Annotated in this window: 16 protein-coding genes; 10 read left to right on the top strand and 6 right to left on the bottom strand. The window is 70.2% G+C overall.

The annotated features are described in order from the left end of the window. Positions 1–57 precede the first annotated feature (57 nt). Both CCR79_RS11955 and CCR79_RS11950 read right to left on the bottom strand, forming a co-directional pair. Positions 58–1,362 (bottom strand): citrate synthase, encoded by a 1,305-nt coding sequence (locus CCR79_RS11955; RefSeq protein WP_201173135.1) that lies wholly within the window; start codon positions 1,360–1,362, stop codon positions 58–60. A 51-nt stretch (positions 1,363–1,413) separates the two neighbouring features. Beyond that, positions 1,414–1,677, bottom strand: coding sequence for a type B 50S ribosomal protein L31 (locus tag CCR79_RS11950; RefSeq protein WP_201173126.1), 264 nt, complete (start codon positions 1,675–1,677; stop codon positions 1,414–1,416). Positions 1,678–1,993: 316 nt separating this feature from the next. Here CCR79_RS11950 and CCR79_RS11945 point away from each other — a divergent pair, with 316 nt between their 5' ends. The 4 genes from CCR79_RS11945 to CCR79_RS11930 all read left to right on the top strand — a co-directional run bounded on the left by CCR79_RS11945 (position 1,994) and on the right by CCR79_RS11930 (position 10,957). Further along, positions 1,994–2,368 (top strand): magnesium transporter MgtE N-terminal domain-containing protein, encoded by a 375-nt coding sequence (locus CCR79_RS11945; protein ID WP_201173112.1) that lies wholly within the window; start codon positions 1,994–1,996, stop codon positions 2,366–2,368. A gap of 120 nt (positions 2,369–2,488) precedes the next feature. After that, a complete protein-coding gene (locus tag CCR79_RS11940) occupies positions 2,489–3,232 on the top strand; it encodes a DUF1499 domain-containing protein (RefSeq protein WP_201173110.1) in 744 nt (247 codons plus the stop codon). Positions 3,233–3,324: 92 nt separating this feature from the next. Continuing rightward, positions 3,325–5,508 carry a malate synthase G gene (locus CCR79_RS11935; protein WP_201173107.1) on the top strand — a complete coding sequence of 728 codons (2,184 nt, stop codon included), beginning with the start codon at positions 3,325–3,327 and terminating at the stop codon, positions 5,506–5,508. Between the two features lie 82 nt (positions 5,509–5,590). Continuing rightward, complete coding sequence (locus CCR79_RS11930) at positions 5,591–10,957, top strand: excinuclease ABC subunit UvrA (protein ID WP_201173105.1); 5,367 nt, start codon at positions 5,591–5,593, stop codon at positions 10,955–10,957. A gap of 64 nt (positions 10,958–11,021) precedes the next feature. On the opposite strand, the gene CCR79_RS11925 is transcribed toward CCR79_RS11930, so the two are convergent. Beyond that, entirely contained in the window at positions 11,022–13,430 is a 2,409-nt protein-coding gene (locus tag CCR79_RS11925) for a Tex family protein (protein WP_201173102.1), read from the bottom strand. 153 nt (positions 13,431–13,583) lie between these two features. Between CCR79_RS11925 and CCR79_RS11920 the strand changes: the two genes are divergently transcribed. Then, positions 13,584–14,069 carry an REP-associated tyrosine transposase gene (locus CCR79_RS11920; protein ID WP_201173099.1) on the top strand — a complete coding sequence of 162 codons (486 nt, stop codon included), beginning with the start codon at positions 13,584–13,586 and terminating at the stop codon, positions 14,067–14,069. Here CCR79_RS11920 and CCR79_RS11915 read toward each other — a convergent pair. Beyond that, positions 14,030–14,650 carry an RNA ligase partner protein gene (locus tag CCR79_RS11915; RefSeq protein ID WP_201173096.1) on the bottom strand — a complete coding sequence of 207 codons (621 nt, stop codon included), beginning with the start codon at positions 14,648–14,650 and terminating at the stop codon, positions 14,030–14,032. The two genes, CCR79_RS11920 and CCR79_RS11915, sit on opposite strands and share 40 nt — an antisense overlap. A 158-nt stretch (positions 14,651–14,808) precedes the next feature. Between CCR79_RS11915 and CCR79_RS11910 the strand changes: the two genes are divergently transcribed. Beyond that, a complete protein-coding gene (locus tag CCR79_RS11910) occupies positions 14,809–15,267 on the top strand; it encodes a pilin (protein ID WP_201173094.1) in 459 nt (152 codons plus the stop codon). Between the two features lie 71 nt (positions 15,268–15,338). Here CCR79_RS11910 and CCR79_RS11905 read toward each other — a convergent pair whose 3' ends face one another. Then, positions 15,339–15,623, bottom strand: a complete 285-nt coding sequence (locus CCR79_RS11905; RefSeq protein WP_201173091.1) for a PP0621 family protein — start codon at positions 15,621–15,623, stop codon at positions 15,339–15,341. A 158-nt stretch (positions 15,624–15,781) separates the two neighbouring features. Here CCR79_RS11905 and sucC point away from each other — a divergent pair, with 158 nt between their 5' ends. The 4 genes from sucC (at position 15,782) to glnB (ending at position 19,897) form a co-directional block, all read left to right on the top strand. Continuing rightward, positions 15,782–16,957: an ADP-forming succinate--CoA ligase subunit beta gene (gene sucC, locus CCR79_RS11900; RefSeq protein WP_201173088.1), complete on the top strand. Its 1,176-nt coding sequence runs from the start codon at positions 15,782–15,784 to the stop codon at positions 16,955–16,957. Between the two features lie 26 nt (positions 16,958–16,983). Next, positions 16,984–17,856 (top strand): succinate--CoA ligase subunit alpha, encoded by an 873-nt coding sequence (gene sucD, locus CCR79_RS11895; protein ID WP_201173085.1) that lies wholly within the window; start codon positions 16,984–16,986, stop codon positions 17,854–17,856. Between the two features lie 8 nt (positions 17,857–17,864). Further along, on the top strand, positions 17,865–19,496 hold the full coding sequence (locus CCR79_RS11890; protein ID WP_201173083.1) for an NAD+ synthase: 1,632 nt from the start codon (positions 17,865–17,867) through the stop codon (positions 19,494–19,496). Between the two features lie 62 nt (positions 19,497–19,558). Beyond that, on the top strand, positions 19,559–19,897 hold the full coding sequence (glnB, locus tag CCR79_RS11885; protein WP_201173081.1) for a nitrogen regulatory protein P-II: 339 nt from the start codon (positions 19,559–19,561) through the stop codon (positions 19,895–19,897). A gap of 27 nt (positions 19,898–19,924) precedes the next feature. Here glnB and CCR79_RS11880 read toward each other — a convergent pair whose 3' ends face one another. Continuing rightward, positions 19,925–20,686: an outer membrane protein assembly factor BamD gene (locus CCR79_RS11880; RefSeq protein WP_201173069.1), complete on the bottom strand. Its 762-nt coding sequence runs from the start codon at positions 20,684–20,686 to the stop codon at positions 19,925–19,927. Positions 20,687–20,727: the final 41 nt, after the last annotated feature.

Below are 20,727 nucleotides of genomic sequence, written 5' to 3'. Positions count from 1 at the left end.
AGTAAGGGGGCGGGGGGCCGCCCGTTGCCGCCGGTGGCGGGGCAACGGGGGTCGAGCTCAATCCTTCCGGCGCTGATCGATGGGGACGTAATCTCGCCGCGCTGCGCCGGTGTAGAGCTGTCGCGGTCGCCCGATGCGCTGCTCCGGATCGGCGACCATCTCGTTCCACTGGGCCAGCCAGCCCGGCGTCCGGCCGAGGGCGAACATCACCGTAAAGAAGTCGGTGGGGATGCTCAGAGCCCGATAGATGATGCCCGAGTAGAAATCCACGTTCGGGTAGAGCTTGCGCTCGACGAAGTAGTCGTCCTGCAGTGCCCGCTCCTCAAGCTCCATAGCCAGCTCGAGCTGCGGGTCGTTCTCGATGCCCAGGTCGTTGAGGACCTCGTGGCAGGTCTTGCGGATGATCCGCGCCCGCGGGTCGAAATTCTTGTAGACCCGGTGCCCGAAGCCCATCAGGCGGAACGGGTCATCCTTGTCCTTGGCCTTTTCGATGTACTTCGGCACCTGGCTGATGTCGCCGATCTCGTGGAGCATGTTCAGCACCGCCTCGTTGGCGCCACCGTGGGCGGGGCCCCACAGGGCGGCGCAGCCGCAGGCGATGGAGGCGAACGGGTTGGTGCCGGTGGAGCTGGCCAGGCGGACCGTGGAGGTCGACGCGTTCTGCTCGTGATCAGCGTGGAGGATCAGCAGCTGATCCAGCGCCCGCGCGTGGATCGGATTGATCTCGTACGGCTCCGTGGGGCGCGAGAACAGCATGTTGAGCAGGTTCTCGGTGTAGTAGAGCCGGTTGAGCGGGTAGACGAAGGGCTCGCCCGCCATGTGCTTGTAGGCCGCGGCGGCGATGGTGGGCATCTTGGCCAGCACGCGGTGGCAGGTGAGCATCCGGTTGCGCGGGTCCCCGAGCTTGATGGCGTCGTGGTAGAAGGCCGACAGCGATGCCACCACGCCGGTGAGCATGGCCATGGGGTGCGCGTTGTAGTGGAAGCCGTCGAAGAAGTCCTTCAACGACTCGTTGATCATAGCGTGCTCGGTCACCGCCCGGTTGAACTGGTCCAGCTCATCCTTGGTGGGCAGCTCACCGTGGAGCAGCAGGTAGGAGACCTCGAGGAAGTTGCTGTTCTCGGCCAGATCCTCAATGGGGTAGCCGCGGTAGAGGAGCACCCCGTTCTCGCCGTCGATGAACGTGATGTCGCTGCGACAGCTCGCCGTCGAGGTGAAGCCGGCATCGTAGGTGAAGTATCCAAACTCTTTGTACAGGTTCTGGATATCGACGACGGCCGGCCCGTGCGTTCCCTCGCGGATGGGCATCTCGACACTGTGGCCGGTGGTGTTGTCGGTGACGGTGACGGTTTTCGACGTCATGATGCCCCTCCGCTGCTGCCCTGGATAACCGCGCTCGGCGCAGTCCGGGGGTTACTGGCTGGAGCTGCCCCGGGTCATGCCGAAGCGCTTGCGGAAGCGGTCGACCTGCCCACCAGAATGGACCACACGCTGCTTGCCGGTGAAGAACGGATGGCTCCGGCTGGAGACCTCGATCTTGACCAGCGGGTAATCGTTGCCGTCCTGCCAGGTGATGGTCTCGTCGGTCTGGACCGTGGAGCGGGTCAGGAAGGAAAAGTCCGTCGAGATGTCCTGGAAAACGACTTCGCGGTACTCGGGATGGATGTCTTTCTTCATGGTGACCCTCTGCGACGTTCAGCCGCGTTCTTGAGCATGTTAAACCGCGGATAGTAGCCGCCGCAGCATAGGGGGTCAAGATGGCCTGCCGGCGCGCCGCAACGCTTGACAGCGGGCGGGTCGCCGCCTAGATTCCACGTCACGTGTCAGCCACACGAGGAGACCGTCATGCCGGACGGTAACGGCAGTACGCCAAGCAACGACGTCGTACCGCGAACCAACGCCCGTCCCGGGGTGCCGGCCGACTGACGGAGTCTCTGCCGTCTCTCTGTCTCCGGTGCCGCGGGTCGGGCACCCGAACACTCAGGAGGCAGAGATGACCATCACCACCGAGCATCAAGACCATGGCCTCGGCGCACCGGCTCGCGCCGAGTATGCAGACCGCCTGCCCGCCGCCGCGGCACGGCGCATCGCACAGATGGCCCCGGCCGAGCGCCCGGCGGCGCTGCGCGCCATGCCGGACGGGGAGAGCCTGGCCACCTTCCTGGAGATGCGCCCCGCTGCGCAGGCGAGCGTGCTCGAGCACATGGACCGAGGCCCGGCCGCCCGCCTGGCCAACCGTCTGCCGTTCAATACGCTGGCCCGCGTGCTTGAGCGCCTGGATCCGGAGTGCCGCGACGAGGTCGTACGCAACCTCCGCCCGCTCAAGCGCAGCCGCGTCGAGACGGTGCTCTCCGGGCGTCTGCAGTAATCCGGCTCGCCGCTCTGGCGGGGGTGCCCCGTCGGGCACCCCCGCGCCGCGGCGCCTGGCTGCGTTTTGTCCTGGCCGTTTCCGGCCGCATAATCGGCCGGAAACCCGGGAGGAAAACCCATGTTCCAGGCGCCTGTATCCCGGCTGGCGACGGCATCCGTCCTGCTTGCAGCCTGCGGGGCCGCGGCGGCCGCGCTGGCCGGCCCCCTCTACCGCATCCAGCTCGTCGAACTCGACCTGGCCCTGGCGATGATCGCCGCCGGCTTCGCTGCCGGTGTGCTCGCCCTTGTCCCCGCCGGTGTCGGTTTCGCCTCCACCTTCGGTCTGCACGGCAAGCGCGGTCGCGGCCGGGCCCTGGCCGGCCTGGCCCTGGGGCTAGGGGTCGCGGTGGTCGCCGGGCCCAAGGTCTACGCCGCCGTCCTCGGTCCCAACCTTCACGATCTGGCCACCGACACCGATGACCCGCCCTCGTATCGGGCCCTCGCCCAGGCCCGAGAGCAGGCCGGCGGCGATCGAGCCTACCCTGGCGGAGAACTGGCCGAACGCCAGGCGGAGGCGCACCCGGATCTCGAGGCGCGCACTTACCCGCAGGATGTCTCGGCCATCCTCAGCGCCGCAGAGAGCGCGGCGCTGAGGCTGGAGTGGACCGTGGCGCGAACCGACATGCAGGGCGGGCTGGAGGCCACCGCACGCAGCTACTGGATGGGTGTCATCCACGATATCGTCGTCCGCGTCGAGGATACCGGTGATCACCGTCGCGTCGACGTGCGCGCCGCCACCCGCGGCGGCGAGGCGGACGTCGGCGGCAACGCCCGGCTGGTCCGCGCGTTCTACGACGAGCTGGAGGCCGAGCTGCAGAACTGAACGGGGCGTCTGTGAGCGGGTGATCAGCCTCACTGGGATGCGTTACTATCGCGGCTTATCCGCGGATCGCGAAGCTGAATAGGGAGACTTCCATGAGCGAACGGGTTCAAGTCGGTGGCCTGCAGGTGGCGCGTGAGCTCTACGACCTGGTGGCCAACGAGATGGTGCCTGGGACCGGCATCGACGCCGACACCGTCTGGGACGAGCTCGGCGGCATCGTCCGCGATCTGAGTCCGCGCAACCGTGAGCTGCTGGAGAAGCGCGAGACCCTGCAGCGGCAGATCGACGAGTGGCACCGCGAGCACCGCGGCCAATTCTCCGTGGCCGATCACAAGGCCTTCCTCGAGCAGATCGGCTACCTGGAACCCGAGACGGAGGAGTTCGAGATCACCACCACCGGGGTCGACCCGGAGGTCGCCACGGTGGCCGGGCCGCAGCTGGTGGTGCCGGTGGATAACGCGCGATTCGCACTCAACGCGGCCAACGCACGCTGGGGCAGCCTGTTCGATGCCCTCTACGGCACCGACATGATCCCCGAGAGTGACGGCCTGGCCAAAGGGAAGACGTACAACCCGGCCCGTGGCAAGCGCGTCATGGAGCTGGCCGCCGAAACCCTCGATGAGGTGGCCCCGCTGGCCCACGGCCTGCACGCCGATGTCACCGCCTACCGCCTGAGCGAGGCGAGCCCGCGCCAGCTGCTGATCACCCTGGCCGACGGCAGCGAGACGGAGCTGGCCGATCCCACCCGCCTTGTCGGCTTCACCGGTGAGCCGCAGCGGCCGGCGACCATCCTGCTGCGTCACAACGGCCTGCATGCCGAGATCGTCATCGACCCCAACGATCCGGTGGGCAAGGATCACCCGGCCGGCGTCAAGGACGTGGTCATGGAGTCGGCGCTAACCGCCATTCAGGATTGCGAGGACTCCGTGGCCGCGGTGGATGCCGAGGACAAGGTCCGTGTCTACCGCAACTGGCTGGGCCTGATGAAGGGCGATCTCGAGACCTCGGTCAGCAAGGGCGAGGAGGCCTTCACCCGGCGGCTCAACGCCGACCGCACCTACACCACGCCGGACGGCGGCTCCCTGACCCTGCCGGGGCGCTCGCTGATGCTGGTGCGTAACGTCGGCCACTTGATGACCACGCCGGCGGTGCTCGACGGCGACGGCAACGAGATCCCCGAGGGCATGCTGGACGCCATGATGACCGTCCTCTGCGCGGTCCACGACCTCAAGGGCCTGGGCCAAGTGCGCAACTCGAAGACCGGCAGCGTCTACATCGTCAAGCCGAAGATGCACGGTCCCGAGGAAGTGGCCCTGACGGTGAACCTGTTCGAGCGCGTCGAGGACGCCCTGGGCCTGGAGCGTGCCACCCTCAAGGTCGGCATCATGGACGAGGAGCGGCGGACCACGGTCAACCTGCGCGCCTGCATCAAGCAGGCCCGGGACCGGGTGATCTTCATCAACACCGGCTTCCTCGACCGCACCGGCGACGAGATCCACACCGCCATGGAGGCCGGCGCCGTGATCCGCAAGGCGGACATGAAGGGGGCATCCTTCATGACCACCTATGAGGACTGGAACGTCGATGTCGGCCTGGCCGCCGGGTTCAAGGGCCGGGCGCAGATCGGCAAGGGCATGTGGCCCAAGCCGGATAAGATGCGCGAGATGTTCGACACCAAGGCGGGCCACCCCAAGGCGGGTGCCAACTGCGCCTGGGTGCCGTCGCCGACGGCGGCGACCCTGCACGCCGTGCACTACCACGAGGTGGACGTCGCCGGCGTCCAGGCCGAGATTGCCCGCGCCGGCTGGCGTTCGGACCTGAACCGGATCCTCACCGTGCCGCTGGCGCCGAGCACCGACTGGAGCGAGGAGGAGATCCAGCAGGAGGTGGATAACAACTGCCAGGGCATCCTCGGCTATGTGGTGCGCTGGATCGACCAGGGCATCGGGTGCTCCAAGGTGCCGGACATCAACAATGTCGGCCTGATGGAGGACCGCGCCACCCTGCGCATCTCCAGCCAGCACGTGGCCAACTGGCTCTACCACGGCGTGGTCAGCGAGGATCAGGTCATGGATAGCCTCCAGCGCATGGCCCGGGTCGTGGATGAGCAGAACGCCGGCGACCCGAACTACCGGCCCATGGCCGAGGACTTCGACGCCAGCGTCGCCTTCCAGGCGGCCTGCGACCTGGTCTTCAAGGGGCGGGAGCAGCCCTCCGGCTACACCGAGCCGGTGCTCCACCGCCGTCGGCAGGAGGCGAAGGCCAAGTACGCCTGATCCCGCCGCCTGAACGACATCCCGTGAACCGTGCCGGCGTCGGCAGCCTCCGGGCTGTCGGCGCCGTCTTGTCTCCGGAAGCATGACCGTGCGCGAACCGATCCGTATCCGCGGCGCCCGCCAGCACAACCTGCAGGGCCTCGATCTCGACCTCCCGGCCGGCGAGCTGATCGTCGTCACCGGGGTCTCCGGCTCCGGGAAGTCGTCGCTCGCCTTCGACACCGTCTACGCCGAGGGGCAGCGGCGCTACGTGGAGACCTTCTCGGCCTACGCCCGGCAATTCCTCGAGCGCATGGACCGGCCACAGGTCGAGCGTATCGACGGCGTCCCGCCGGCGATCGCCATCGATCAGGTCAATCCGGTGCGCACCTCGCGCTCCACCGTGGGCACGATGACGGAGCTCGCCGACCACCTGAAGCTGCTCTTCGCCCGGGCGGCGCAGCCCTACTGCAGCGGCTGCGGCCGCCCGGTGCGGCCGGATACGCCGCAGTCCATCGCCGACGAGCTCCTCGCCGGCGACGACACGGCGCCGTGGCCGGCAGGTACCCGAGTGGCGGTGACCTTCTTCGTGGCCGTGCCTGCCAAGCTCGATCGGGAAGAGCTGCGACAGATGCTCTCCAGCCAGGGATACACGCGCATCTATGAGCGTGAGGGTGGTGTCGAGGTGGTTCAGGACCGGTTGCGCCTCGACGGGGCGCGCCGGGGGCGGCTGATCGAGGCGGTGGAGACGGCCCTCGACAAAGGGCGGGGTCGCTGCCAGGTCCGGGCCCTGGGCGAGGACCGTGAGCCGGCGGGCGAGCCGCGGCGCTACTCCGCCACCTTCCACTGCGCCGGGTGCGACCGCGACTACCCGCGGCCGACCTCAGAGCTCTTCTCCTTCAACTCCCCGGTTGGCGCGTGTGACACCTGCCGTGGGTTCGGCCGCAACATGGAGATCGACCCCGACCTGGTCATCCCGGATCCGGGCCTGAGCCTGGCCGAGGGCGCGATCAAACCGTTCCGCGGCGGTGCCTCGGTGGAGTGCCAGCGGGACCTGCTGCGCGCCGCCCGCCGGCGCGGGGTCGCCGAGGATGTGCCTTGGCGGGAGTTGGATGCGGCGGACCGGCAGTGGGTCTGGGACGGCGAGGATCGCTGGGGCCGTTCCGGCAAGTGGTACGGCGTGCGCGGCTACTTCGACTACCTCGAGCGCAAGAGCTACAAGATGCACGTGCGCGTGCAGCTCTCGCGCTACCGCACCTACCGCACCTGTCCGGACTGCCGGGGTGCGCGCTTGGTCCCGGAGGCCCTGGACTTCCGGCTCGGCGGACAGGCCGACGCCGACGCTGTCCTCGCCCCGGAGGAGCGCTTCCGGCCCCGCCACCTGGCGATGGGTGATGCGCTGCTGGCCGGGCTGCCGGGGCTGACCCTGCACGATCTGGCGACCCTGCCCCTGGCCCGCCTGCAGCGTTTCTTCGCCGGGCTGGAGCTGCCGCCGCCGCTGGACGAGGCGGCGGCTACGGTCCTCGACGAGATCCGCAGCCGGGTCGGCTACCTCAACGAGGTGGGGCTCGGTTACCTGACCCTGGACCGGCAGTCGCGCACCCTCTCCGGCGGCGAGGTGCAGCGGATCAACCTGACCACGGCGCTGGGCACTTCGCTGGTCAACACGCTCTTCGTCCTCGACGAGCCGTCCATCGGCCTGCACCCTCGCGATGTGGGGCGCCTGGTGGGGATCCTGCAGCGCCTGCGCGATGCGGGGAACTCGCTGCTGGTCGTCGAGCACGACCCGCAGGTGATGGCGGCCGCCGACCGGATCATCGACATGGGCCCGGGTCCCGGTGAGCGGGGCGGTCAGGTGGTCTTCAACGGTGCCCCGGCGGAGCTCTATGCGGCGGATTCGGCCACGGCGGACTACCTGACCGGCCGCCGGCGGGTCGCTCGGGGCCGTCTGCAGCTGCGGCCGGGCGAGCACGATGCCATCGATGGGGCCGAGGCGATCACCGAGGTCTCCCTGGTGGACCAGTCGCCCATCGGCAAGAGCGCGCGCTCCTGCCCGGTGAGTTACACCGGCGCCCTCGACCCGATCCGCAAACGCTTCGCCGCGGCGCCCCTGGCCCAGGAGCGGGGCTACACCGCCGGCGCCTTCAGCTTCAACGCCGGCAACGGCCGTTGCCCCACCTGCAAGGGCTCCGGCTTCGAGCACGTGGAGATGCAGTTCCTCTCCGACGTCTACCTGGCCTGTCCCGACTGCGACGGTCGGCGTTTTCGCGCCGAGGTGCTGGAGGTCCAGGTGGAGGGGACTGAGGGGCGACGTGCCTCCATCCACGACGTATTGCAGATGACCGCCGACGAGGCGGTGGCGTTCTTTGCCGACAGCCGCGAGGTGGTGCGCCGCCTGGAGCCGTTGCGCGCCGTGGGCCTGGGCTACCTGCGCCTGGGCCAGCCGGTGCCCACCCTCTCCGGCGGCGAGGCGCAGCGCCTCAAGCTCGCCGGGCACCTGGCCGAGCGCGGCAAGGGGCGGGGTAAGGGGGCCGAGCCGGGCACCGGCACCTTGCTGATCTTCGACGAGCCCACCACCGGGCTGCACTTCAGCGACTGCCAAGTCCTCCTCGACGCCTTCCAGCGGTTGGTGGACGCTGGCTACAGCCTGTTGGTCATCGAGCACAACCTGGATCTGATCGCCAACGCCGACTGGATCCTCGACCTCGGCCCGGAGGGCGGTGAGGGCGGCGGCCGGCTGCTGGCCAGTGGTACGCCGGTGCAGCTGGCGGCCTCCGCCACGGCGACCGGGCGTGCCCTGGCCGACTACGGCACCGGTCTGGAGGAGGACGCGGGGCCCCTGGCGCCCCCGGCCGTGGCCGAGGCGGCAGCGCCGTATGCCGTGGACGCTCCGGCCGCGATCGAGGTGCACCAGGCCCGCGAGCACAACCTGCGCAACATCGACGTGGCCATCCCCCGGGATCGATTGACCGTGGTCACCGGGGTGTCCGGCTCCGGGAAGTCGACCCTGGCCTTCGATATCCTCTTCGCCGAGGGCCAGCGCCGTTACCTGGAGTCGCTCAACGCCTACGCCCGACAGCTGGTGCAGCCGGCCTCGCGTCCGGACGTCGGCGCGGTGACCGGCATCCCGCCGGCGGTGGCCATCGAGCAGCGCACCAGCCGAGGCGGATACCGCTCCACGGTGGCGACACTCACCGAGATCTACCACTACCTGCGCCTGCTCTACCTGCGTCTCGGCGTGCAGTACTGCCCGGAGTGCCAGGTCGCCATCGAGGCGCAGACGCCGGAGGGCATCGCCGCGCGGTTGCTGCGCGAACACCGTGGGCAGCGGATGGCCTTCTACGCCCCCCTGGTGGTCGCGCGCAAGGGGATCTACAAGGAATTGGCGGCCTGGGCGGCCGGCCGCGGATACGAGCAGTTGCGTGTGGACGGTGAACTCCAGCCCACGGCGCAGTGGCCGCGGCTGGACCGCTACCGGGAGCACGACATCGATCTGCCCCTGGGCAGCATCGAGATCCGGGCCGATGCCGAGGCGGATCTGCGCGAGCGCCTCAAGGAGGCCCTGGATCACGGCAACGGGACCGTGCGCATCGCCCCGTTGGACGGCAGCGGCGCCGACGCCGAGCGGGTCTGGTCCACGCGCCGGGCCTGCCCGGCCTGCGGGCAGGGCTTCGCCGAGCCGGATCCGCGGCTGTTCTCGTTCAACGCCCGCCACGGCTGGTGCAGCGGCTGCCACGGCACCGGGCTGCTGGTCCGCGACCCGGACGAGGCCGAAGAGGCGGAGCTGGAGGCAGCCCGGGTCTGTCCGGCCTGCCAGGGCGGGCGGCTGAACCCCGTGGCCCGGGCCGTGCGCTTCCACGGCCGGAGCATCACCGAGGTGACCGCCGACTCCGTGGCCGAGCTCCGGCCCTGGCTCGAGGCGCTGACCCTCGACGAGCGCGAGACCGCCATCGGCGCAGACGTCATCGCCGAGATCGGCGCGCGGCTGGCCTTCCTGGAGCGGGTCGGGCTCGGCTACCTGTCGCTGGATCGCGCCGCGCCGACCCTCTCCGGCGGCGAGGCGCAGCGCATCCGCCTGGCGGCGAGCCTGGGTGCCGGCCTGCAGGGCGTCTGTTACGTGCTCGATGAGCCGACCATCGGCCTCCACGCCCGCGACAACGCCATGCTCCTCGGCGCTCTGCGCGAGCTGGCCGAGGCCGGCAACACCGTGGTGGTGGTCGAGCACGACGAGGAGACCATTCGCGCCGCCGGGCACCTGATCGACCTCGGCCCCGGTGCCGGCCGCCACGGCGGGCGTGTGGTCGCCGAGGGGGACCTGGCGGCCCTGACCGGCAACACCGAGTCGCTGACCGGCCGGGTCCTCGCCGAACCGCCGCGCCATCCCACGCGGGAGCGCCGCAGCCAGGAGGTGGCGGGGCAGCTGACGGTCACCGGCGCCCACCGCCACAACCTGCAGCGGGTGGATGTGGCGCTGCCGCTTGGTCGCCTGATCGGGGTCACCGGCGTCTCGGGCTCCGGCAAATCGAGCCTGGTCCGCGAGGTGATCGAGCCCAGCGTCCGTGCCCAGCTGGCGCGCAAGCGCGGCGCGGCCCTCCCGGAACCCACCGGCTGTCAGGCGCTGGCCGGCACCGAGCACCTGCGCCGGGTCCTGGAGGTGGATCAGACCCCCATCGGCCGTACCCCCCGCTCCTGCCCGGCGACCTACGTGGGGATCTGGGATCCCATCCGCCGGCTCTTTGCCGGCACGGAAGAGGCCCGGCTGCGCGGCTGGAACGCGGCGCGCTTCTCTTTCAACACCAAGGGGGGGCGCTGTGAGGCGTGCAGTGGTCAGGGCGTAAAGACCGTGGAGATGAGCTTCCTGCCCGACGTGAAGGTCCCCTGCGAGGCGTGCGGCGGTACCCGGTTCGACGAGGAGACGCGCCAGGTCCGCTACGCCGGCCACAGCATCGACCAGGTGCTGGCGCTGAGCATCGAGGAGGCAGCGGGGTTCTTCAGCGCCCATCCGCGCATCCACCACGTCCTGCGTCTGCTCTGCGATGTGGGCCTGGGTTACCTGAGCCTGGGGCAGCCGAGCCCGACGCTCTCCGGCGGCGAGGCGCAGCGCCTGAAGCTGGTCACCGAGCTGGCCAAGGCCCGCCCGGTGGATGGCGGCCCGGCGCGGGGCAAGCAGGCGGCGCCGACGCTCTACCTGCTCGACGAGCCCACCGTGGGCCTGCACATCGCCGATGTGCAGCGGCTCACGGATGTCTTCCACGCCCTGGTTGATGCCGGCCACACGGTGGTGGTCATCGAGCACAACCTGGATGTGATCGCCGAGGCGGACCACGTCATCGACCTGGGCCCGGAGGGTGGGGACGCCGGCGGTCGTATCGTCGGGGCGGGCACGCCGGAGGCGGTGGCGGCAATGGAGACGCCCACCGGACAGGCCCTGCGGGCCTTCCTCGCCGAGCGGGGGGCGGGTACCGCCTAAGCGGTGCTTTCCCGGCGCTGCCGGGCCCGGCCGCAGGCGGCCGGCCCGGCAAGCCTCGGAGGGTTCAGGAACGCGCCTTGCGGAAGGCCTCGGCCAGCGCGGTGTTGGCGGCTGGCTCGGGCTTCTCGGTCTTGCGGCCCTTCTTCGCGCCACGCCCGGCGCCCTGGCCGGCGCCCTTGCTCTTGCCGCCCGAGGTGCCCTTGCCGCCGCCGGTGCCTTTGCTTGCGGCGCCCTTACGCCCGCCGTCGGCCCGCTCGGCGTTGGGGTCGTCGTCGAGGCGCATGGACAGGCCGATGCGCTGGCGCTCCAGGTCCACCTCCATGACCTTCACCTGAACGACGTCGCCGGTGCGGACCTTGTCGCGCGGGTCGCGGACGAACTCGTGGGCGAGGGCGGAGATGTGCACCAGCCCGTCCTGGTGGACGCCGATGTCGACGAAGGCGCCGAAGTTGGCGACGTTGGTCACCGTGCCCTCGAGCACCATCCCCGGCTCCAGGTCGTCGATCTTCTCCACCCCCTCGCGGAACGCCGCGGTGCGGAACTCCGGGCGCGGGTCGCGGCCCGGCTTGGCCAGCTCGCCGAGGATGTCGCGGACCGTCGGCTCGCCGAAGCGCTCATCGGTGTACGCCTTCGCATCCAGGGTGGCGAGAAAACCCTCATCGCCGATCAGCTCGCCCACGCTGCGGCCCGTCTCCGCGCAGATCCGCTCCACCACCGGGTAGGCCTCGGGGTGGACGGCGGAGGCGTCCAGCGGGTTGTCCCCCTGGGGGATGCGCAGGAAGCCGGCGGCCTGCTCGAAAGCCTTCGGACCGAGCCGGGGCACCTCCTGCAGGTCCTTGCGGGTGCGGAAGCGGCCGTTGTCGAAGCGGTGCTGGACGATCTTCTCGGCCAGGCCCGGACCCAGGCCGGAGACGCGGGCGAGCAGCGGCGCCGAAGCGGTATTGGCGTCCACGCCGACGGCGTTGACGCAGTCCTCGACCACCGCATCGAGCTTGCGCCCGAGGTGGCTCTGGTTGACGTCGTGCTGGTACTGGCCGACGCCGATGGACTTGGGCTCGATCTTCACCAGCTCGGCCAGCGGGTCCTGCAGGCGCCGGGCGATGGAGACCGCCCCGCGCAGCGAGACGTCCAGATCCGGCAGCTCCCGCGAGGCGTTCTCGGAGGCGGAGTAGACCGAGGCGCCGGCCTCGGAGACCACCACCTTGTGCAGGCCCAGCTCCGGGTGGCGCTTGATCAGCTCGCCGACCAGGGCGTCGGTCTCGCGGGAGGCGGTGCCGTTGCCGATGGCCACCAGCCCCACCTGGTGCTTGCGGGCGAGTTCGGCCAGGGTCTTCAGCGAGCCCTCGGGGTCCTTGTTGCGGCTGGTGAAGGGGTGGATGGTGGCGGTTTCGACCACGGCGCCGGTGGCGTCGATGACCGCTACCTTGACCCCGGTGCGCAGTCCCGGGTCGAGGCCGATGGTCGGGCGCGGGCCCGCCGGTGCGGCCAGCAGCAGGTCCTCCAAGTTGGCGCCGAAGACCCGGATCGCCTCCTCCTCGGACTGCTCGCGCAGCTGGCGCTTGAGCGCCAGGTCCAGGTGGGTGGAGAGCTTCGCCCGCCAGGCCAGGCGCACGGTGCGCGCCAGCCAGGCGTCGGCCGGCCGACCCCGGTCGGCGATGCCGAAACGCCGGGCGATGGCGGCCTCGCCGACGCTCGGCTCGTCGCTCTCGCCCCGCGCCTCGGCGTCGGACCAGGCGATCTCCAGCCGCAGGATCTCCTCACTCTGCCCGCGCAGCATGGCCAGGGCGCGGTGGGAGGGGATCTTGCGCAGCGGTTCGGCGTGCTCGAAGTAGTCCCGGAAGCGGGCGCCGTCCTTCTCCTTGCCCGCGGCCACGCGGCTGACCAGGTAGCCCTTGCGCCAGCCGTAGTCGCGCAGCTCCTCGAGCAGATCGGCGTCCTCGGCGAAGCGCTCCATGAGGATCTGCCGGGCGCCGTCGAGGGCAGCGTCGACATCGGCCACGGCCGGGGTCTCCTGCCCCTCTTCGGCGGGGCCGGTGACGTAGGGGGCCGCCGCCTCCTCGGGGACGAGGGACGGATCGGCCAGAAGGCTGTCGGCTAGCGGCTCCAGCCCGGCCTCGCGGGCGATCTGCGCCTTGGTGCGGCGCTTCTTCTGGTAGGGGCGGTAGAGGTCCTCGACGCGGGTCTTCGTCTCGGCGGCGCGGATCGCCTCGGCCAGCTCGTCGGTGAGCTTGCCCTGCTCGTCGATGGCCTTGAGCACCGTCTCCTTGCGCTCGTCGAGCTCCCGCAGGTAGGTCAGCCGCTCCTCGAGCGAACGCAGCTGGCTGTCGTCGAGGCCGCCGGTGACCTCTTTGCGGTAGCGGGCAATGAAGGGGACGGTGGCGCCCCCGTCGAGCAGCTCGATGGCGGCCTCGACTTGCCGGTTGCCCACGCCCAGCTCCTGGGCGATGCGCTGCGGGATCGACTCACTGACCATCTCTCGTGAAACCTCGGTGCCGTGGAAAAGGCGCCATGATAACCGAGCCGCCGCCGGCTGCCAGCGACGCGCGCCGCTGTGCCCCGGCCGATTGACAGCCGGCGGCGGGCTGGCACGATAAGCAGGAGACAACGCGTTCAGGGAGGAGCGCGCATGCACCAGGAGGTGAGCCGGCAGGAGCGGTGCGTCCGCTTCTGCCTGACCACGCACGGCAACCACCCGTGGCTGGCCCGGCCCGAGGCCGTGCAACGGCTGCGCACCGCCTTCCGCCAGGTGGCCCGGCGCCGTCCGCTGACCTGGGACGCCGCCGTCGTCCTGCCCGACGCCGTCCACGGCCTGTGGCGCCTGCCCCGGGATGACCCGGACCCGCGGCCCCGCTGGCAGGCGGCCAAGGCCCACTGCACCCGCCACCTGCGCAACTGGCCGGGGCTGCCCCGCGGGCGGCTTTGGCAGCCCGGTGTGCACTGGTGGGAGGTGGAGCCGGACCGGTGGCGCGAGGCCCTCGACGAGATCCACTGGGAGCCGGTGCGCCGCGGGCTGGCCGGCCGCCCCGAGGGGTGGCGCTATAGCTCCTTTCGCCGCTGCCAGGCCGCCGGGCTTTACCCGGTCGGTTGGTCGGGGCCGTCGGGGGCGGTGTGACTGGGCTCCTCGCCGGCGAGGTTCTGCATCACCCCGCGCAGGTAGCGCGGATTGACCAGCTTGATGCCGATCCGCTCGGCGAACTTGCGCATCCCCTCGTCGGCGGAGACCAGGGTGGCGTCCAGCTCGTAGGCGAGCAGCACCACGTCGATGTCCTCCCGCGAGTCGAGGATCCCGCGGCGCATAGCCTCGCGGTAGCGCTCGCGCAGCTGGGTGATCAGCTCCGGCGGCAGCGATTCCGCTTGGCCGGCCTGCCGGGCGTGCTCCTCGGCGATGCGCAGGCCCCGCTGGATGCGCGTGCGCACCTCCTCGATGAACTCGTAGAGCACTTCCGAGGGGATGGTCATCGAGAAACGCCGGGGCGAGCGGATGTGCACCTCGGTCTCGAACTCGGCGCCGATCATGTCCATCGAGCGCAGGTTGCACAGCTCCTGATAGACCGGCCCCGGCATGTAGAACTCGGCGTCGGCGCGCCGGGCGAGCCCGAGGAAGACCGAGATGGCCTGCATCGGCTCCTCATCGAAGCGCAGGTAGACGTCGGGGTTGGTGAAGACGCTGGTATCGAGCACGAATCGGCGCATGGTTCCGGGCCCGTCGTGGCGAGGTTTCACCCGGCACGTTACAACCTGCGCGGCGTCCTGGCCATCGGCCCCGGGCTGCGTGATCCGCCGCCTGACCGCCGGCGGCACGGACTGATCCGTTCAAACGCACTTTTTCCGGACTCACAGGGAGGTGAGCCATGCAATCGCGTATCCAGCGGCGCCGGCTCTGCGCCGCCTTCACCCTCATCGAGCTGATGATCGTGGTGGCGATCATCGCCATGCTGGCCGCCATCGCGGTCCCGCAGTACCAGAACTACGTCGCCCGCACCCAGTTCGCCGAGGCCCTGACCCTCTTCTCCGGTGTGCGTACGGCGGTGGACTCCGAGGTCCATCTGCGTGGCCCCGACGGGCTGGACGCCGATCGCATCGAGCGGCTGGTGGGGGACGAGAGTGGCGACTACGTCGATGCCATCGACGTCTCCGCCGGCGGGGACACGGTGGATGTGTCCATGCAGTTCGCCGACGAGGGGGTCAACACCGAGCTGGCCGGCGAGTCGGTGACCTTTACCGGCCAGGAGGACGATGAGGACGCCTGGGGGTGGGATTGCGATCCAGGCGAACTGGCGGAGATCGCCACCGGCCTGTGCGCCGAGTGAGGGCCGCCCGAGCCGGCCCGGCCTTCGCCGGCCGGGCCGGGGGATCAGGCCGCCCCGGCCTGCCCGTCGCGCTACCCCCGCCGGTCGCGGCCGGAACCGGCCGACGGGTGGTCATCCCGTCCCAGCCGACGGTGCTCCGGCGAGCAGTAGTAGGCGCCGTCGCGGGGATAGGCGGTCGAGCGCGGCAGGAAGACGCCGCATCGGGCGCAGCGCACCATCTCCTCGGTGCGCCCGCCGTCGCCGCCGCCCTGGTTGCGCTGTCCCTCGCCATCATCGCGCAGGCGTTTCTGAAGCAGGCTGCGCGCACCGATCCAGGCGAGGATGAGCAGGATGACAAGAAGGATCTGGCCTAGCATGCACGTGCTTTTCCGTGATTACCTTGAGCCCTCGGGCGCAGAGGCCCGGGCGCGCGGCCAACCAAGTTGGCACGGCCGGACGGTTTTGAAAAGCGCGGGTCGCTGAACCACTATAATCGACCGCCCGGCGACCGCGACCCCATGGGAGGAGCTGTTCAATGAATCTGCACGAGTTCCAGGCCAAGCACCTCTTCACCGAGGCGGGGATCGCCATCCCCCGCGGGTATGTGGCGCGCTCCAGCGCCGAGGCCCGCGCCGCCGCCGAGCGCCTCGGTGGCTCGGCCTGGGTGGTCAAGGCCCAGGTCCACGCCGGCGGACGGGGCAAGGCCGGAGGGGTCCGGGTGCTCCGGAAGACCGACGAGATCGAGCGCTACGCGGACTCACTGCTCGGCGAGCGCCTGGTGACCCACCAAACCGACGATCGCGGTCAGCCGATCCACGCCCTGCTGGTCGAGGAGGGGCTGGCGATCGCCCGTGAGCTCTACCTCGGCGCCCTGATCGATCGGTCCAGCCAGCGCGTGGTCTTCATGGCCTCGGCCGCCGGCGGCATGGACATCGAGGAGGTGGCGGCCAGCGAGCCCGAGCGCATCCACACCGTGCGGGTCCACCCGGCCGCCGGGCTGCAGCCGTACCAGTGCCGGCAGCTGGGTTTCGCCCTCGGCCTGGACAAGGCGCAGGTGGGGGAGCTGACGCGGATGATGCAGGGGGTCTACCGTCTGTTCCTGGAGCGGGACCTGTCGCTGGTCGAGATCAACCCGCTGATCGTCACCGGCGAGGGGCGGCTGCTAGCCCTGGATGCCAAGGTGACCGTCGACGACAATGCCGTGGAGATCGGCCGGCAGTCGCAGATTCAGGACATGCGCGATCTGACCCAAGAGGACGAGACCGAGGTCCGGGCCGCCGAGCACAGCCTCAACTACATCACCCTGGACGGCAACATCGGCTGCATGGTTAACGGCGCGGGCCTGGCCATGGCCACCATGGACGTGATCAAGCTCCACGGCGGCTCGCCGGCCAACTTCCTCGACGTCGGCGGTGGCACCAACGCCGATCGGGTGGCCGAGGCCTTCAAGATCATCCTCTCCAGCCCCTCGGTGGAGGGGATCCTGGTGAACATCTTCGGCGGGATCGTGCGTTGCGACATGATCGCCGAGGGCATCGTGGCCGCCGTCCACGACGTCGGGGTCGACGTCCCAGTGGTCGTCCGGCTCGAGGGCACCAACGTCGAGCAGGGCAAGCAGATCCTCGCCGACAGCGGGCTCGACCTCATCCCCGCCGACGACCTGGCAGACGCCGCCGCCAAGATCGTCGACATCGCCGGTGACGCGGCCTGATCCCCAGGTCAAGAGAGGAGCAGAACATGAGCATTCTCGTCGATCAGAGCACCCGGGTGCTCGTCCAGGGGTTCACCGGCAAGCAGGGGACCTTCCACGCCGAGCAGGCCATCGCCTACGGCACCCAGGTGGTCGGCGGCGTGACCCCGGGGCGCGGCGGCGGCACACACCTGGACCGCCCGCTGTTCGATACGGTCCGCGAGGCGGTGGCCGAGACCGGCGCCGACGCCTCGGTCATCTACGTCCCGGCGCCCTTCGCCGCCGATGCCATCCTTGAGGCCGCCGACGCCGGCATCCGGGTGATCGCCTGCATCACCGAGGGCATCCCGGTGCTCGACATGCTGCACGTCAAGGAGGCCCTGCGGGGCGAGGACGTGGCCCTGATCGGGCCCAACTGTCCCGGGATCATCACCCCGGACCAGTGCAAGATCGGCATCATGCCCGGGCACATCCACCTGCCCGGGCGAATCGGCATCGTCTCCCGCTCCGGGACCCTGACCTACGAGGCGGTCAAGCAGACCTCGGACACCGGGCAGGGGCAGTCGACCTGTGTCGGTATCGGCGGCGACCCGATCCAGGGGTGGTCTTTCGTCGACTGCCTGGCGCAGTTCGAGGCTGACCCGGCCACCGACGGCGTGGTCATGGTCGGCGAGATCGGCGGCAGCGCCGAGGAGGAGGCGGCGACGTTCATTCGTGACCACATGAGCAAGCCGGTGGTCGCCTACATCGCCGGGGTGACTGCGCCGCCGGGCAAGCGCATGGGTCACGCCGGGGCGATCATCTCCGGCGGCAAGGGGACGGCGGACGACAAGTTCGCGGCCCTCGAGGCCGCCGGCGTGGCCACGGTGCGCTCGCCGACGGAGATCGGCGAACGCATTCGGCAGCTGACGGCAGGCTGAGGCGCACCGTGCGTATCGTCACCGCCCAGCTGGCCTTCCCCGTCGGCGCCATCGACGCCAATGCCGCGCGCATCATCGACGCCATCGGCCGGGCGCGGGATGAGTTCGGCGCCGATCTGGTGGTCTTCCCCGAGCTGGCGGTGACCGGCTACCCGCCCGACGACCTGCTGCTGCGCAGCGACTTCCATGCCGCCGTCGAGCGGGCGCTCGGCCGGATCGCTGCGGCGTGCACCGGGATCACCGCGGTGGTGGGGACGCCGCTCCACCGCCACGGCGTGGTGCGCAACGCCGCCGTGGTCCTCGCCGACGGCGCCGAGGCCGAAGTGGCCTACAAACGCTGCCTGCCGAGCTACAGCGTCTTCGACGACAACCGCCACTTCCGCGCCGGAAACGCCCCCTGCCTGGTCGAGGTCGCCGGCCGGCGCATCGGGGTCACCATCTGTGAGGACATCTGGGCGGCCACACCGGCCGCCGAGGCCGCCGGCGCCGGCGCCGAGCTGCTGATCAGCATCAACGCCTCGCCGTTCCACGACGGCAAGCAGGCCGAGCGCGAGGAGGTGGCGGCCCGCCGCGTGGCGGAGACCGGGATCCCGCTGCTCTACGCCAACCTGGTCGGTGGCCACGACGAGGTCGTCTACGATGGCAGCTCCTTCGCACTGGACGATACCGGTGCGGTCACTGCCCGGGCGCCGGCGTTCGCCGACGGGCTCCACCCCCTCGACTGGCAGGGCGGGGCGCTGCGCGGCGAATGCGCCGAGCGCACCACCGGGCCGCCGGCGATCTACCAGGCGCTGGTCCGGGCCACCGCCGACTATGTCCGTGGCAACGGCTTCTCCGGCGTGGTGCTCGGGCTCTCCGGCGGGATCGACTCGGCCCTGGTGGCTGCGGTGGCCGCCGACGCCCTGGGCGGGGAGCAGGTGCTGGCGGTGATGATGCCCACCCGCTACACCGCCGAGCGCAGCCTGGAAGACGCTCGCGCGGCAGCGCAGACGCTCGGACTGGACTACCGGAGCATCCCCATCGAGTCGCTCTTCGCCGAATACGAGCAGGCCCTGGCGCCGGCCTTCGCCGGGCGCCCGGCGGACGCCACCGAGGAGAACATCCAGGCGCGGATCCGCGGCAACTGCCTGATGGCGCTGTCCAACAAGCTCGGGCTCATGCTGCTGGCAGCCGGTAACAAGAGTGAGCTGGCCGTGGGGTATGCGACCCTGTACGGCGACATGTGCGGCGGTTTTGCCCCGCTCAAGGACGTCTACAAGACCGATGTCTACCGCCTGGCCGCCTACCGCAACAGCCTCGGGCCCGCCGTGCCGCAGGCCATCATCGAGCGCGAGCCCACCGCCGAGCTGCGCGCCGATCAGCGTGACAGTGACAGCCTGCCGCCGTATCCGGTCCTCGATGCCGTGTTGCGCCAGTACCTGGAGGCCGACGCCGCCGAGCACGAGATCCGTGTCGATGGGCTGGACGAGGCGGAACTCTGCCGGGTCATCCGGCTGCTCTACCGCAACGAGTACAAGCGCCGCCAGGCGGCCCCCGGGGTGAAGGTGACCCGGCGCGCCTTCGGGCGTGACCGGCGTTACCCGATTACCTCGGGCTGGTCCGGTTGTCAGGGCTGTGGGGACTGGCCCACGCTATCCTGATAACTGAGTCCTGAATCTGGAAAATCAAACCGAACCGCGCCCCACCCCAAGGAGCTGCTCCCATGAAGAAAGTCGAGGCGATCATCAAACCCTTCAAGCTCGACGACGTCCGGGAGGCCCTCTCGGACATCGGGATCACGGGCATGACCGTCACCGAGGTCAAGGGGTTCGGCCGTCAGAAGGGGCACACCGAGCTGTATCGGGGCGCCGAGTACGTGGTCGACTTCCTGCCCAAGATGCGTCTCGAGGTCGTCGTGGCGGATGCCGATGTCGACCGCTGCGTCGAGGCTATTACCCAGGCGGCGCAGACCGGCAAGATCGGTGATGGCAAGATCTTCGTCACCAACGTCGAGCGGGTCATCCGCATCCGCACCGGCGAAGAGGACGAGAACGCCATCTAGTTCCCCGGGCGGGGGCCGCTGTGCGGCCTACCGCCCGCCGAACTCCGGGGCGGGAACCTCGTGGCGCTCGCGCCGTTCCCGCTCCACGTCCTCGTCCAGGGGGTCGAGGCCAAGGCTGCGGTAGGCCTCGGCGAGCATCCCCATGGCCTCGCCCACGGCCGGCGTGCCGGGGTAGCGGGCGATGATCGTCCGCGCCCGGTTGGCGGCGGCGATGTAGGCGCCCCGCTCCAGGTAGAACCGCCCGACGTGGAGTTCATGCTCGGCCAGCGCCGTGCGGATCTGCTCCATGCGCTCGGTGGCGTCGTCGATATACTCGCTGTCCGGGTACTGCTCGGTCAGGTCGCGGAAGTCGGCGAAGGCGCGGCGCTTGGGCTCGGGATCGCGCAAGTTCGGGTCGACATTGAACAGATCGCCGAGGCCGCCGGGCCCCTGGGCCTGCCGTGCCACGCCGCTCATGTAAAGTGCATAGGCGACGTGCTCATTGCGCGGATGCATGCGCTGGAAGCGTTCCGCGGCGGCGATCGCCGACTCGTGCTGGCCAGCCAGGTAGTGGGCGTAGATGATCATCAGCTGGGACTGAACCGCGTGATCGCCGAAGGGGTAGCGCGCCACCAGGTTCTCGAAGCGCTCCACGGCCTGTGAGTAGTTCCCGGAACTCAGGCTGCTGCGGGCGTCGGCGTAGAGTTCCTCGACGCTGCGCTCGGCGGCCCCGTCGGGGTCGGTGCCGGCACAGCCGGCCAGAAAGAGTGCCACCAGGGCGATCGTGGCCCAGCGCTGGATGCGGTGCATGATTTCCGTGACTCCGCGGCCTGATGCAGGCCCGTCATTGT

It is taken from the genome of Halorhodospira halophila (genome assembly GCF_016653405.1).
GTDB lineage: Bacteria > Pseudomonadota > Gammaproteobacteria > Nitrococcales > Halorhodospiraceae > Halorhodospira > Halorhodospira halophila_A.
The sequence above is the reverse complement of the archived record's forward strand: the minus strand, read 5'-3'. Positions and strand labels throughout refer to the sequence as shown.